This window comes from Alphaproteobacteria bacterium (assembly GCA_019746225.1).
In the GTDB taxonomy this organism is placed as follows: Bacteria; Pseudomonadota; Alphaproteobacteria; order Paracaedibacterales; family VGCI01; genus VGCI01.
The window spans coordinates 1-15,126 of sequence record JAIESE010000028.1; the positions used below are offsets into that span (position 1 = coordinate 1).

At 43.9% G+C, this 15,126-nt stretch carries 11 protein-coding genes; 7 read left to right on the forward strand and 4 right to left on the reverse strand.

Annotated elements, in window-relative coordinates; genetic code table 11:
- The 6 genes from K2Y18_05390 to K2Y18_05415 all read left to right on the forward strand — a co-directional run.
- On the forward strand, positions 1-1,089 hold a 1,089-nt coding region (locus K2Y18_05390), incomplete at its 5' end, for a replicative DNA helicase (protein ID MBX9805170.1).
- A 440-nt stretch (positions 1,090-1,529) separates the two neighbouring features.
- On the forward strand, positions 1,530-1,814 hold the full coding sequence (locus K2Y18_05395; protein ID MBX9805171.1) for a hypothetical protein: 285 nt from the start codon (positions 1,530-1,532) through the stop codon (positions 1,812-1,814).
- 1 nt (position 1,815) lies between these two features.
- Positions 1,816-2,100 (forward strand): hypothetical protein, encoded by a 285-nt coding sequence (locus K2Y18_05400; GenBank protein MBX9805172.1) that lies wholly within the window; start codon positions 1,816-1,818, stop codon positions 2,098-2,100.
- A 147-nt stretch (positions 2,101-2,247) separates the two neighbouring features.
- Positions 2,248-3,849, forward strand: coding sequence for a methylcrotonoyl-CoA carboxylase (locus K2Y18_05405; GenBank protein MBX9805173.1), 1,602 nt, complete (start codon positions 2,248-2,250; stop codon positions 3,847-3,849).
- A gap of 20 nt (positions 3,850-3,869) precedes the next feature.
- Positions 3,870-4,664, forward strand: a complete 795-nt coding sequence (locus K2Y18_05410) for an enoyl-CoA hydratase/isomerase family protein (protein ID MBX9805174.1) — start codon at positions 3,870-3,872, stop codon at positions 4,662-4,664.
- 5 nt (positions 4,665-4,669) lie between these two features.
- Positions 4,670-6,646 (forward strand): ATP-grasp domain-containing protein, encoded by a 1,977-nt coding sequence (locus K2Y18_05415; protein MBX9805175.1) that lies wholly within the window; start codon positions 4,670-4,672, stop codon positions 6,644-6,646.
- A gap of 45 nt (positions 6,647-6,691) precedes the next feature.
- Here the strand turns inward: K2Y18_05415 and K2Y18_05420 are convergent, their stop codons facing one another.
- The 4 genes from K2Y18_05420 to K2Y18_05435 form a co-directional block, all read right to left on the reverse strand.
- Positions 6,692-8,032 (reverse strand): hypothetical protein, encoded by a 1,341-nt coding sequence (locus tag K2Y18_05420; GenBank protein ID MBX9805176.1) that lies wholly within the window; start codon positions 8,030-8,032, stop codon positions 6,692-6,694.
- A gap of 473 nt (positions 8,033-8,505) precedes the next feature.
- Complete coding sequence (locus K2Y18_05425; protein MBX9805177.1) at positions 8,506-9,888, reverse strand: hypothetical protein; 1,383 nt, start codon at positions 9,886-9,888, stop codon at positions 8,506-8,508.
- Positions 9,889-10,215: 327 nt separating this feature from the next.
- On the reverse strand, positions 10,216-11,673 hold the full coding sequence (locus K2Y18_05430; GenBank protein ID MBX9805178.1) for an HlyD family type I secretion periplasmic adaptor subunit: 1,458 nt from the start codon (positions 11,671-11,673) through the stop codon (positions 10,216-10,218).
- Positions 11,670-13,910 carry a type I secretion system permease/ATPase gene (locus K2Y18_05435; protein MBX9805179.1) on the reverse strand — a complete coding sequence of 747 codons (2,241 nt, stop codon included), beginning with the start codon at positions 13,908-13,910 and terminating at the stop codon, positions 11,670-11,672. Before K2Y18_05435 ends, K2Y18_05430 begins: the two co-directional genes overlap by 4 nt.
- Before the next feature lie 201 nt (positions 13,911-14,111).
- Between K2Y18_05435 and K2Y18_05440 the strand changes: the two genes are divergently transcribed.
- Complete coding sequence (locus K2Y18_05440; GenBank protein ID MBX9805180.1) at positions 14,112-14,990, forward strand: hydroxymethylglutaryl-CoA lyase; 879 nt, start codon at positions 14,112-14,114, stop codon at positions 14,988-14,990.
- Positions 14,991-15,126 lie beyond the last annotated feature (136 nt).

The following is a 15,126-nucleotide window of genomic DNA, read 5'->3' on the forward strand; positions in this document are numbered from 1 at the left end:
CTTTTCCTGCGACGTCAATTGATGGGGATCGGGGAGGGCATGGTTTTAACCGCTCGGACCCATGAATTGGAAGTTAGTGCAACTCAGCAAATTGAAGAGGCGGAAAAGAAGCTGTTTGATTTGGCAACCACAGGCAATGTGTCTGGTGGCTTTCAGAGCTTTCGGGAGGCATTAACAACTTCTATTGAAATGGCAGAAGTGGCCTATCGTCGAGATAGTCACATCGTAGGCGTCACAACGGGCCTTACGGATCTTGATAAGTGGCTCGGCGGTTTGCATCCTTCAGATTTGTTGATCATCGCGGGTCGTCCTTCCATGGGAAAGACCATCCTGGCTACTAACATTGCCTTTAATGCGGCCGTAGCCAGCATGGAAAATAATAAAAGCGGCGCTTCTGTTGCCTTCTTCTCCCTCGAAATGTCCGCCGAACAATTAGCGACTCGTATTTTGGCTTCTGAGTCTGGCGTCTCTTCTGACAAAATTCGTCGGGGAGAGATTCGAGCGGAAGATTTCCCGATGTTTGTGGAAGTCAGCCGGCGATTGAGCACCATCCCTCTTTTCATTGATGATACACCGGCACTGACTGTGTCAGCTTTGCGAACCCGTGCCAGACGTCTGAAACGGCAGGAGGGGCTAGGGTTGATTGTCATCGACTACCTTCAATTGATGGAAGGGGGTGGATCAAAACGCTCAAGCGAGAACCGTGTGCAAGAAATCTCAGACATCACTAGGGCTCTGAAAGCTCTTGCGAAGGAACTAGATGTGCCTGTCATCGCTTTGTCCCAGCTCTCTCGTGCGGTGGAGCAAAGGGAAGACAAGCGTCCACAACTTTCTGATTTGCGTGAATCCGGGTCCATTGAGCAAGATGCGGACGTGGTCATGTTTATTTTTCGCGAAGAGTATTATGAGGTTCGCCGCCAGCCGCCTGAAGGCACGGATAAGCATGCCGAGTGGCAAGCCCGGATGAACCAAATTGCCAATCAGGCGGAAGTTATCATCGCCAAGCAACGCCATGGCCCAGTCGGGACCGTGCGCCTTTACTTTGAGGGTCAACTCACCCGCTTCGGGAACCTCATGCCGACGGGGTAAAGAACAACAATACAGAATAAATGCAGTCATGAATTATATCTTTATGGATGAAAGTGGGTGTTTGGGATTTGATTTTAATTAGATAGGAAGCCTCTTACGCTATTTATGATAAACCTACGGAACCCCACATAAAAGGACTTACTCCTAAATCATCTCGCATGTAATTTGTTGAAATATTATAAAATACATGGATCCCGGCTCCTAAGATGTTGTAACGCTTCGCTTCTCGCGAAGATTTACAACATCTAAGTGCCAGGATGACAGTCATTGTTGGATTCGTGTAAAATACTTTGCTTCCTGTAATAATATCTATAGAAAATCTAGTTGCTAAAAGTAATCAAAATATAGCTCAACATCTTTAACCTCACTTTAACCAATAATACTATAATCTAATAGTTCGAGTGTAATAATATTAACTCTAACAAATAATGGAGGACGAAATGTCTAAACATATATTAGTTCGTCACATGGTTGCTGATTTTCCAACATGGAAAGTGGCTTTTGATAACCATGAACAACAACGCCAAAAGTATGGTTTAAGTGTCGTCAACGTTTTGCGTGATAGTACAAATCAAAACAGCGTAACAATTCTACTGGCAGCACAAGATTTTGAAAAAGCGAAAAAATTTACACAGTCAGATGATTTACGTGACATCATGCATCGCGCTGGCGTAATTAGCAAACCAGAAGTTTGCTTTTTAACAGATTCAACAAGAGGAGTATAAAATGTCTACAATCGTACTCGTTCGTCACGAAGTCGCTGACTATTCTCGCTGGAGATCTGGTTTCGATGTTCATGTAAAAGAAGCGCATAGACACGGATTCAGAACGTTGAGTGTGTTGAGGGACAACGTCAATGAAAACGACGTTACGGTCATTTTTGAAGCCAAAAATCTGGCTTTGGCAAAGACTTTTTTAAAGTCTGATGATTTGCGTGAAATGATGAAGCAAGATGGTGTCATTAATAAACCACAAATCAGCTACTTAACAGACGCAACAAGAAGCTATTAGAGTTGATCACGATCGACCCTCCCCCATCAGTGGGGGAGGCCGATTCTTTTCACATTTCTCCCCTCCTTGCACTGAAACTCAAAAGCTGGTTAAATTTTAAGAGAGTATTATATATTCGCGATTTTTTAAATGATAGGATGAGTGGTGATGCCTGTTTTGCAGACCCTGGTGAAGGAAAAATCAAAGGCCTATCAGGATAATATGGGGGCAATGACAGCGCTCGTCGAGGATCTGAAGGACAAGGTCGCTCGCATTGCCGAAGGGGGTGGTGCTGCGGCTGTTGCTAAGCATCAAGAACGTGGCAAAATGGTTGTGCGGGACCGCATAGATCATCTTATTGATCCTGGGAGTCCGTTTCTGGAGCTGTCTCAATTGGCAGCCTATGAGGTATATGGAGACCCTATCCCAGCTGCCGGCATTGTGACGGGTATTGGGACGGTTCATGGGAGCCCGTGCATGATTGTGGCCAATGATGCCACCGTAAAGGGCGGCACTTACTTTCCTTTAACTGTGAAGAAGCATTTGCGAGCTCAAGAAATTGCGCGAGAGAATCGACTGCCCTGTTTGTACCTAGTGGATTCGGGTGGTGCCTATCTCCCTAACCAGGATCAAGTCTTTCCGGACCGGGATCACTTCGGACGTATCTTTTATAATCAGGCCCAAATGTCGGCAGCAGGCATTCCGCAAATCGCCGTTGTCATGGGGTCATGTACGGCAGGTGGTGCTTATGTTCCGGCAATGGCCGACCAAGCTATTATCGTTGAAGGAACGGGGACTATCTTCCTAGGGGGGCCTCCTTTGGTAAAGGCGGCCACAGGAGAGGTCGTGACCGCTGAGGAATTGGGGGGGGCTGATGTGCATGCCAGACACTCTGGTGTTGTGGATTATGTGGCCACGTCAGACGCTCACGCACTTTCCCTGGCTCGTCAGGCAGTCGCCTCTCTCAACCAAGATAAGCTCAACCCGCCTGTTGATGTCAAACCTCCGCTTTATGATGCCCAGGAAATTTATGGCATTGTTTCTCAAGATTTGAAACATCCCTATGATGTCCGCGAGGTCATTGCTCGGATTGTTGATGGCAGTGAATTTGATGAGTTTAAGCCTTTATATGGCTCAACATTGGTTTGTGGTTTTGCCCGTATCTTTGGTCATTGGGTGGGCATTTTGGCTAATAATGGTATCTTATTTTCAGAAAGCGCTCAAAAAGGGGCTCATTTCATCGAATTATGTTGTCAGCGCAATATTCCTTTGGTCTTTTTGCAAAACATCAGCGGGTTTATGGTTGGCAAAAAATATGAGGCAGGTGGCATCGCGAAGGATGGGGCGAAGCTGGTTCATGCGGTTGCTTGTGCGTCCGTTGCTAAATTTACGGTGATCATCGGTGGGAGCTTTGGGGCTGGAAACTACGCCATGTGTGGGCGGGGTTATAGCCCTCGATTTTTATGGATGTGGCCTAATGCGCGCATCTCTGTAATGGGGGGAGAGCAAGCAGCCATGGTCCTGACACAGGTAAAGGCTGAAGGGGATCAAGCTAAGGGAAAGAAATTGGACAAAGAGGCCCAAGCATCTCTTCGCGCTGAAATTCAAGCCCAGTATGACACCCAAGGCCATCCCTATTATGCGTCTGCTCGTCTGTGGGACGATGGGATTATCGACCCCAAAGAGACAAGGCGTATCTTAGGGTTGGGGTTAGCCTTAAGTCAAAAGAATGTGTCTCCTCCAACAAAATTCGGTGTCTTTAGACTTTAACTTTTAGAAAGAATGAAACCATGACTGAACCTGTGATCCTATGTGAATTAATGGAGGGTTTAAACGGCATTGCCAAGATTACGCTCAACCGCCCCTCTGTCCATAATGCTTTAGATGAAAAAATGATTGAGGTATTGGCGAAAGCCTTTCTCGATTATGGGCAAGATCCTTCCATTCGGGCTATTGTGTTGGCGGCTTCGGGGAGTGTGTTTTCGGCGGGGGCAGACTTGAATTGGATGAAGCGCGTGGCGGCTTATACTATGGAAAAAAATGTCGAGGATGCCAAGCATTTGTCTCATTTGTTGGATATCATAGATACATGCCCCAAACCAACGATTTCTTGTGTGCAAGGGGCGGCTTTTGGGGGAGGTGTCGGGCTGATCGCGGCTTGTGACATTGCTATTTGTAGTGAGGAAGCTTTCTTTTGCTTGTCTGAAGTGAAATGGGGGCTGATTCCAGCGATGATTAGCCCTTATGTGATCAACGCCATCGGTCAACGACAAGCACGGCGCTATGTCCTCACAGCGGACCGTATGAGTGCCGACGAGGCTTTACGCCTCGGATTGATCCATCAAGTAGTGGGTGAAGGGGAGATGGACGCAACCGTTGAGTCCCTGGCGATTTCAATATTGAAGGGAAGTCCTGAAGCAATTAAGGCATCTAAAGAATTGATCCGTTTTGTCGAGTCGCGCCCCATAGATGCAACAATACATGAAGAGACAGCACGGCGTATTGCGCTCATTCGGGCATCAGCCGAGGGACAAGAAGGGATCAATGCCTTCCTGTCTAAGCGCACTCCTTCCTGGGTTCCTTGAAGAATATGGTGTCGTTAAATCCAAGTAAAATCAAAGCATTTCAGCGCGTTCTTGTTGCGAATCGGGGAGAGATATCCTGTCGCATCCAAGAAACGTGCCACCGTCTCGGCATTGAAACCATTGCGGTGGGGTCAACCTTTGACCGTGAAGCCAAGCATATGCAAATGGCGAATATGGCCATTGTCCTTCCCGGGGAGGAAGCCCAAGAAACTTACCTCAACGGAGAGGCAATAATCCTAGCAGCCCACGAAAATGGGGCACAAGCCATCCATCCGGGTTATGGCTTCTTGTCAGAAAATTCAGATTTTGCCCAAAAAGTAAATGCTGCGAGGTTGACTTTCATCGGTCCCACGCCAGATGCGATTCGAATCATGGGCTCAAAAAGTGAGGCTAAGGCAATTGCCACTTCCGTGAACGTTCCTGTCATTTCGGGATATGATGGACAGGGGGATTTGAAGGGTGAAGCCCGTCGACTCGGGTTTCCCTTATTGATTAAGGCAACTTTCGGGGGCGGCGGAAAGGGCATGCGTCTGGTCCATTCAATCAGAAACTTTGAGGAAGCCTTAAAGGCCTGTCAACGTGAAGCCATGGCTGCCTTTGGTAATGATCAGGTGATGTTGGAAAAATATCTTGAGGCTCCCCGTCACATTGAGGTTCAAATATTGTGTGATCAACATCGGAAGTGTGTTGTTTTATCTGAACGAGATTGCTCTCTCCAGCGTCGACACCAAAAGGTTATTGAGGAAGCTCCCTCAACTTCCCTCTCAACAGCATTGAGGGGACGACTTCATAATTCAGCCATCGCGATTGCTCGGGCAGTTTCTTATGAAGGTGTTGGGACGGTTGAGTTTTTAGTGACCCAAAATGGGGAGTTCTTTTTTTTGGAAATGAACACAAGGTTGCAAGTCGAGCATCCTGTGACAGAAATGGTTTTGGGGCTGGATCTTGTGGAATGGCAGCTGCGTGTTGCAGCAGGCGAGACTTTGTATTTTGAGCAAAATGAGACTCAACCAAAAGGTCATGCCATTGAAGCGCGCTTGTATGCGGAGGATGGCGATAACAATTTCTTGCCCTCAACAGGCACCATCACCCAGCTTGAATTTCCAATCGTCAAAAATGTGCGGATTGACACGGGCATTCGAGAGGGAGACGATGTCTCTATTTACTATGATCCGATGATTGCTAAGATTTCTGCCTGGGGGGAAAATCGTGAACGAGCGATTGTTAACCTGAAGGATGCGCTTGCGAACACCCATGTCAAAGGTCTAAAGACCAATCTAAAATTTCTTCAACGGCTTATGGCTCACCCATTTTTCATTCGAGATGAGATCGATATTGGCTTTGTCGATCGTTATGTCGATGAATGGGCAAAGGAAAGAGATGCACCTGAGGAAGCTTATATTTTGGCAGCGCTGTGGCACTATCAACGGCTTCCCTTAGAGGTTCAATCCTCTGCTTGGATTCAACAGGATGGGTGGCGGTTGAATTCTCCACCAGTTCACACCAATCGATTTGATAGAGGAGGGGAAGTAACCTTATGCTTCGCACCCGACCATATTGGCATAAGGTATGCTGGTAAGGTCCATAAAGCTCAGGATATATACATGCCTGATAAAAACAAGCTATTGGTAACAATCGATAGAGAGAAGATTGAGGCTCAAATTTTTGAGGAAGATGAAGAAATTCGGATTATCATGAATGATCGAACCTATCGCGTGCGTCCCCTTGCTCCCAATGCCAATGATGACAGAAAGACAGGGCCCTCTCACCTCATGGCGCCAATGCCGGGACGGGTGGTCTCGGTTCTTGTAAAGAAGAATGAGGCTGTTGAGGCCGGACAGCCGTTGTTGATCCTGGAAGCTATGAAAATGGAACACACGATCTGTGCGCCCTATGCTGGGCTTGTGGAGGCACTTCCCTTCGCCCGAGGTGACTTTTGTGATGAGGGTGTGGAGTTGGTGTGTTTAAGTCCTACGAAATAACAAGGACCCTCGAGGGGCCCTTGTTAAGTTTTAACAAAACTTCCATCAAACGATGACAAGGTGTGCCGCGTCGACAACTTGCAAAATGCTGCTTTGTCCTGTGTAAGCAACATCTTCAAAAGTGATTTGCGCACCACCAATGAATTTTACAACTAAATCCCCGTCACCATTGGCAACAAAAGCTGAGATACGTGCATTCACATCTGCTGCATCTAAGGTTGGGGCGCCAACATTCTTGACATCCGTAAATTTTAAGGTATCTTGAACGCCACCGGCATTCATATCTTTAATCACATCTTTTCCGAAGTTTCCATTTAAAGAAAATACGAAAGTGTCATTGGCAAAGAATTGTTGGACGAGAGCAGAAACACCACTATTATCTACGACATCTCCCCACATAGTATCATTGCCTGCACCCCCAAGAAGAATATCTTTGCCATAATGTTCTTCCATGATAAAGCTTGGAGAATTAGTAACAGTTGCCTTCAAAATTTCAACATCCCCTACGAGAATATCATTTCCTGCACCTCCATCTAATACGTCATTTCCTCGGGTACAAATATTTGTTCCATCGACATTCGTGAAGTTCCAAGTCCAAGCATGATCATCTCCGACAAGAGTATCATTTCCTGCATCACCAAAAAGATTGTCACTCGAACAATTATCAACTTCTGTCCAATGAGCATTCACAACCGTTATTTTAATGGATTCAGCACTTCCATAAATCACGTCGTTCCCCACGCCCCCAAATAGGTTGCTGCCTGCTTGATTGACTGTATCGCTAAATGTTAGAACGGTTGCGTTTTGAATATTGATTTCTCCTGTCTGCTCATGGCCACATAGAAAATCATTTCCGTCACCACCAAATAATGTGTTTCCTTCATTGTTTATCACAACTGAGCCGCTGACATTGGTTCCAATAAAGCTTATGGACCCATCGTTGCCAAACAATTTGTCGTTGCCATCACCCCCAAACAAAATGTTGCTTTTGGTAGAAACATCGATCGTCGTATTTACATTTATAGCCGTTAAGAAGGCGCCTCCCAGGCCACCACATAGGAGATCATTACCATCCCCTCCATAAAGAAGATTTCCAGTTTCAGCAACAGGTACAAGACCTGGGGAGGTAATATTGATGATCCCAACATCGACGGCCCCAAAGATATTATCATTACCTTTGCCCCCATCGAGTATGTTATTGCCACCAGTTCCCATCACGGTATCATTGCCATCCCCGGCAAAAATGATATCATTGCCGATACCTCCCCTGAGGAAGTCATTTCCCTTGAAGCCGTATATAATGAAGTTGTTCGTGATCGTATGAAATCCATCTAAAACATCGATTGTGTCGATTCCATTCGTTCCAAATATGATTTGTGTAGCCATAGTATCTCACTCCTTTTCAAAAGTATGTATTAGCTATATTTCAATATGATGTCGACTTCTCCTTATTTAAACCAAAGAAATAACAATGCCAAGATATGGGCTAGTGTCATCTCTAGTGTCATCTCTATAGTATAAAATATGTTTTTCTTTGAAAATATCAATAGGTTAAATGTTGTTTGTTAAAATTAAGAAAATTGTCTCGTAAAATGTTGTTTTTGTTTGGTATATTTGAGAATGTATATGAAAATTTGTATGGTTTTTGTTTTTTAAAACCATGTTGTTTTGTATATGTTGATTGCGGTTTGATGGTGATGTCTTAAAATAACATGGATCGATCAACCTACCTCTCGCGCAAGGGATCTTCAAGGGATTTTACGATCGGATTCATTATGTACTGCATTATGGTGCGTTTAAGCCCTACGAAATAACAAGGGCCCTCGAGGGGCCCTTGTTATTTCTTAACAAAATTTCCATCAAACGATGACGAGGTGCGCCGCGTCGACAACTTGCAGAATGTTGTTTTGTCCTGTGTAGGCGACATCTTCAAAAGTGATCTGCGCCCCACCAATGAATTTTACAACTAAATTCCCGTCACCATTGGCAACAAAAGCTGAGATACGTGCATTCACATCTGCTGCATCTAAGGTTGGGGCGCCAACATTCTTGACATCCGTAAATTTTAAGGTATCTTGAACGCCACCGGCATTCATATCTTCAATCACATCTTTTCCGAAGTTTCCATTTAAGGAAAATACAAAAGTGTCATTTGCGTAAGTAATAACATCTGTTACAAGACCATTTGTGAAACTAACATACTCTCCAAAAAGTGTATCATCGCCGCTTCCCCCGTTGAGCGTGTCCTTACCCAGATGAAACTCTCGACTAATATTGGAACCGTCGCTTGTATAAATTAACTCATTGATTTTAAAATCTCCAATCAATACATCATTACCCGAGCCTCCGAAAAGGGCATCATCTCCGAAGTTCTCAATAGCACTTTGAAGTTCATTTCCTTCTATGTGTAGTACAAAGTTGATGCGATCACCATACATACAGTCGTTTCCACTATCCCCGAAAAGCGTATCATCTCCATAGAAATTGACTCTATCCACGACAGTATTGATGGTATGAAAAGTTTCTAAAAATTCTTCCCCGACTACAGTGTCGTTGCCACTCCCGCCGTAAAGAACATCATTTTTGGAATAAATGTTTACAGTTAAGCTGTTATTATCGTTAATGAGAGCGTTTTCAATGTAGTTTTCTCCGACAAGAATATCATTCCCATCTCCCCCAAATATTATATCGACACCTGCCGTTGTTGTTACGGATGTAACACCATTTAGAATTGTTGGATTAAATAAAACATTTTCTCCGGCAATAATGTCATCATCACGACCACCATAGATGGTGTCTGAGCCGCTAACGAGGTTAAGAATCGGAGTTGAGGCGCTAAAAGTAGCATTTACTAGGGCAGACTCACCTGCCAAGGTCCCATTTCCAGTAAGAGTATCATTTCCTGATCCCCCAGAAAGGGTGTCAGTACCGTTGCCTCCTCTCAGAATGTCGTCTCCGTTTCCACCATTCAAGATATCATTACCGTTACCTCCATCAAGTACATCTATACCTTCACCACCATTCAGGGTATCATTGCCATTGCCCCCAATCAGGAGATCATTCCCAAGCCCTCCATTTAGGGTATCGTTCCCATTTCCTCCGTCAAGAATATCGTTAAGGGATCCCCCTGTAAGGGTATCGTTGCCATTCTTTCCATAGATAATGTAACTCTTCAATGGGTTTAACGTAAAACCATTGAGCACATCATCCCAATTCGTTCCAAATATGATTTGTGTAGCCATAGTATCTCACTCCTTTACTAATGTAGGTATTCGTTATATATAACTTGGTGCCTGCCTTCCCATTTTGTAAAACAAAGCAAACAGAAACGTTCGGATATGAATTGTTCACATTTCTATATTTTAATATAGGTTGAATTGTGAATATATCAATATGCTGAAGTATAGTTATTAAAATTACGATAATCTATTTGTGGCAAATTGATTTTATTCGGTATTTCTGAGAATATATATGAAATTTTGTATAGTATGTAATTTTAAAAAATGTTTATTTGTATATATTGATTGCGGATTGATGGTGAGGTGTCAAAATAGCCTGGATCGATCAACCTACCTCTCGCGCATAGGATCTTCAAGGGATTTTGCGATTGGTTTCATTATGTACTGCATTATAGTGCGTTTGGCTGTAATAATATCGGCTTGGACTGTTTGGCCAGGCTTTATTGTATAGTGTTTTCCTCGATAGTTAATGGTATTCGTTTTGGAGCGAATAAGAACACGAAAATAGCTGCGATTGGGGTCTTTGGGGTCTTGGATGGCATCAGGGCTGATGGTTTCCACTACGCCATCGAGGCCACCATATATACTATAGTCATAAGCAGATACTTTAATGGTTGCAGGTGCTCCAGGGTGAATAAATCCAATATCTTGAGGAAAGACATTGGCCTCAATAAGGAGTGTATCTTTCAAAGGGGTGATGGACATAATTTCTCTTCCCCCCATAACAGCAGCCCCTGAGGTGTGAACAAAAAGCTGCTGAACAATCCCATAAACAGGCGAGACGATGTTTGTCCTGTCAAGACGGTCCTTTGCGGCGGAGATCAGTTTTGTGGCTTCAATGAATCGGGCTTCATAGTTCTTAAGCTCTTCCCAGTCTTGAGTATTGTATCGAAGTTTGACTTGTTTCAGCTTGCCTTTCGCTTCATTCTTTCGGGCAATTAATTTAGCGATATTGATTTGTGCGGATTCCAAGTCCATTTTTCGGTTGGCCGTATCCAGTTTTGATTGGATATACTGGGTTTTTGAAAGTAGCTGTTTATTGTGGAGTAACTCTAAGATTTCTGTACGTTCTTTTGACAGTTGATGAAGTCTCGTTAAATTAATAATTCGAGTTCTCATATCTTTGAGCTCGCTGTTGCTTCCTTGGAGCTGTGCTAAGAGAATCTTTTTCTCATTTCGAAGAGCGTCCATACGGCTTTTGTATTGATCCTTCATTTCATTTACGAGTTCAGGGGAAAAATTCGTGATTTCTTCTGGAAAATCGAGCTCTTGCTCCGCGATTTGGCTCTTAAGGCGGATAATCTGTGACCAATTGAGGTAATAAGTTTTCAAGCTTTCTTGATAACTTGCTTGAGAGGAAATGTCGCTTAATTGGCAAAGAACTTGATCTTTTTGAACAACATCGCCCTCTTTCACAAAGATTTTTTCGATAACACCACCCTCTAAATGGCTGAGAATCTTTGTTTCACTTTCAGGCTCAATCTTTCCTTGGGCATGTACATATTCATCAATTTCAAACATGGTTGACCAAATGACAAAAATAATAAAGAGGGTCAAGATGGTATAGAAAATGGCTTTGGTTGTAACCTTGATCGTACTTAAGTGAGCGCCTGCTACTGGGTTTAGCCATGCATGCTCTGGTTTTTCAGCTATGCCTTTGTAAAAGAATTTCGTAAGGCTCGCGAGTTTAAGAAAGGGCCATTTTAGGGCAGGTATCAGATAATATTGTATACTATCAAGCACAATGCGAAAGAGGATGTAAATGAAACTTGAGCCTTCCTTCTTCATGGGGTAACCCCATTGCCGGAAGGAGGATTCATTGTTTTTGGTGATAAGAATGTCCGTGGTGGTGGCGTTGACGAGGATTCGGGTGGAACGGGTGTTGATGACGTTGGGGTTCCAGGGGGACTATTGAGCTTAATTTGTTCCAAGAATCCATCTTTTGTTCCAAAATATTTTACCTGTCCGTCATCCAGCAGAAGTACCTTATTGGCTAAGGATAGGAGTTTCGGATTATGGCTGATAACGATAAATGTCTTATCTTCGATCAATTTTATAAAATGTGACAGAAACCAATGTTCGGATTGTTGGTCCATCATGGTGGTTGGTTCATCAAAGATTAGAAATGGTGGATTATGAAGAATCGCTCTTGCAATGCCAAGGGTTTGCTTTTGACCACCTGAAAGGAAACGTCCTCCTTCACCTACTTGCATGTTGATTCCTTGTGGGTGATGCTGGATGAAATTGATAGCCCCTGATTGTACAATGGCATTTTCAATTTCCTTATTTGTAAAGTTCCCTTCTCCTAAGAGAATATTTTCCAATACAGTGCCTGCAAATAAGTAGATATCTTGAGACACATAGCCAATTTGAGATCTCAAGTCTGCCGGATCAATTTGACGGCTGTCAATATTATCCATGAGAATGCTCCCCGACGCGGGGCTATAAAACCCTAAAATAAGCTTTTCAATTGTGGTTTTTCCAGATCCAATTTTGCCTAATACGGCTAGCTTATCCTTTGGCTGGATATGGAAAGAGACATTATGCAAAGCTTCAATAGTTTGCCCTGGGTAGGTAAATGAAACATTTTTAAAGGTGACGTAGCCTTCGAACTCGTGCTTTGGAAAATAATTACGGTCTGATGTGCGTTCCATTTCCATATTCATGATTTGATCAATTGTTTTATATGCCAGGAGAACCTGATTCAGACGCATTAAATGGGAAATTCCTTGAGAAAATGGTGCAATTGCACGCGTTCCTAAAATAGAGCAAGCGATAAGTCCTCCCATGGTCAGACTTTGTGTTGAAATTAAATACACTCCTATAATGACAAAAATCACATAATTCAAATTGGTGACCATTTGAGTCAAATTGATTGCGAGAGATGAAAAGAAATTGCTGTGTTTATAATGGGTTGCGTGGTGATCGCTCAAATTCTCCCAGTATTTTTGTGTTTTCCCTTCGGCGCCAAAGGATTTGATGGTTTCGAGCCCTAAAATTGTCTCAATCAGAAAACCACTTTTGCGATTCGAAGTCTTAAAACTTTGTTCGGAGTGTTGGTAGACCATTTGTTGCATCATCCAACTTGACAATAGGGTGATGAGAATAAAGACGATACAGGCAATGAGGAACCATTGTCCCCCAATGTAAGTAATGAGAGCCAGAAACAGACAAGCAAAAGGAATGTCGATCAGGGACAAAAGTGTGACGGATGAAAAGAACTCCCGAATGACTTCGAGTTCTTTCACATGGCTGGCCAAGGCACCTGCAGATAAGGTGCGGTCGGAAATTTGCATCCCTAAGATCTTCTCTAACAAGGCGCTAGACAAGACAATATCCGCATTTTTACTCGCCGTATCCACAAAATGACCCTTGATAACTTTCAAAATAAAGTCGAAAAAGAGGACAACCAATATGCCTATAGATAAAACCCACAGCGTAGAAAAAGTATTGTTGGGAACCACACGGTCATAGACGTTCATGGAATAGAGAGGAACCAGCAGACCAAAGACGTTGGTCAAAAGAGATGCGACCATAACTTGGTAGTAGAAGGGCCTTAATTTGTAAAGCGTTCCCCAGAGCCAATGCTGACTTAACGGACCTTCCTTCTTATTATTCAGCTCTTGCATGGAAGGTTTGAAAAAGATGCAAAAGCCAGCGTAGGACTTGGTGATTTCTTCCCGAGGGACCAGTACACCGAGCACTTCTTCTTCTGTGGCTACCCAGAATCCATCTTCGGAAACCTTCTCTACATAGCAAGCCCGACCATCTGTCATGATGAGTACACAAGGGGTGTAGTCATTGGTAATTTCGTTCAAGCTCTTCTTGAATATTTTGCCATTGAGGTGAAGACGCTTCAGTGCTCTGATGAACAGAAGAGGGGTAACTCTTCCTTCTTCTAAAGGAAGACCAGTTGTCAAACTCCTTAGGGAATGGGGCCTCCCCTGTCTTTTGGCAAGGTGAGATAAACAGGCGAGAAGGTCCCATTTTAAAATCTCGTCAAATTGCGTCGATTCAGGCGTCATCAATAAGGTTCCACAGAAAATTCTTCAGACCTGTTCCCATCTTATGTTCAAGAGTAAAGAATGTTATTTAAAATTTGATTAATAATCAGGAACGAAAGTGTTGATTTCTGGGGGTGTGAATAAATCATGTGGGCAAAAATTCAGAAATATCCAATAATGGGAAGACGTATCACTGAGATTCTATAGGAGTTGTAGGTTTGTATGTCTAAATCCCTCATCAGCATTGTTGAAGTTGGGCCCCGGGATGGGCTTCAGAATGAAAGTCAAATTTTGTCAGTTGAAAGGCGTGTTCAGTTGATTGATTTGCTTTCCCCTTGTGGTTTTGCAGAAATTGAAGTGGGCAGCTTTGTTTCGCCCAAATGGATTCCTCAAATGGCTGATACGGATTTGGTCTTTCGGCAAATTCATCAAGATCCAAAAACGAGATACTCTACCTTGGTTCCCAATGAGCGAGGCATGACGGACGCTATTGCGGCAGGCGTTCAAAATGTGTCAATCTTTACGGCCGCTTCCGAGGCCTTTAGTCAGAAGAACACAAATTGCTCAATTGAAGAGAGCTATGAGCGATTCGTCCCCGTGATGGATATGGCAAAAGACCAAGGGATTCGCGTTCGGGGATATGTCTCGTGTGCCATCACGTGTCCTTATGAAGGGGATATTGCCCCTCATGCGGTGGCTCGCGTGGCTCAGCGATTGATGGATCTGGGATGTGCCGAGATATCCCTTGGGGACACAATCGGAAAGGGAACTCCAGAGACGATTGCCGCAATGGTTGAGGCAGTGGCTCAAGGTGTTCCTGTTGAAAGGCTTGCCATCCATTGTCATGACACGTATGGCAATGCAGTGAACAATGTTTTGGAAGCTTTGAGGTGCGGAATACGGGTTGTTGATGCAGCTATTCATGGACTGGGAGGTTGTCCTTACGCAACGACAAAACAGGGTGAAAAGGCTAAAGGCAACGTAGCGACTGAAGGGATCGTTGCAGCTCTTGAAGAGAAGGGATATCAAACGACTATTGACCAAGGAGCCTTGAGAAAGGCATCTGAGTTTGTGGGGTTGATCGTTAAAGGGATGGCATAAAATAATATAATCAGTTAGAATCCGTTGTCAGTCACAAGAGAAGGGAAGGTTAAACGATGGATACTATACTTTCAAAAGTCTTCTTGGCCCTCAAACAACGTAGCGTTCAAACAATTCTCACCCTAGCTGTCTATGT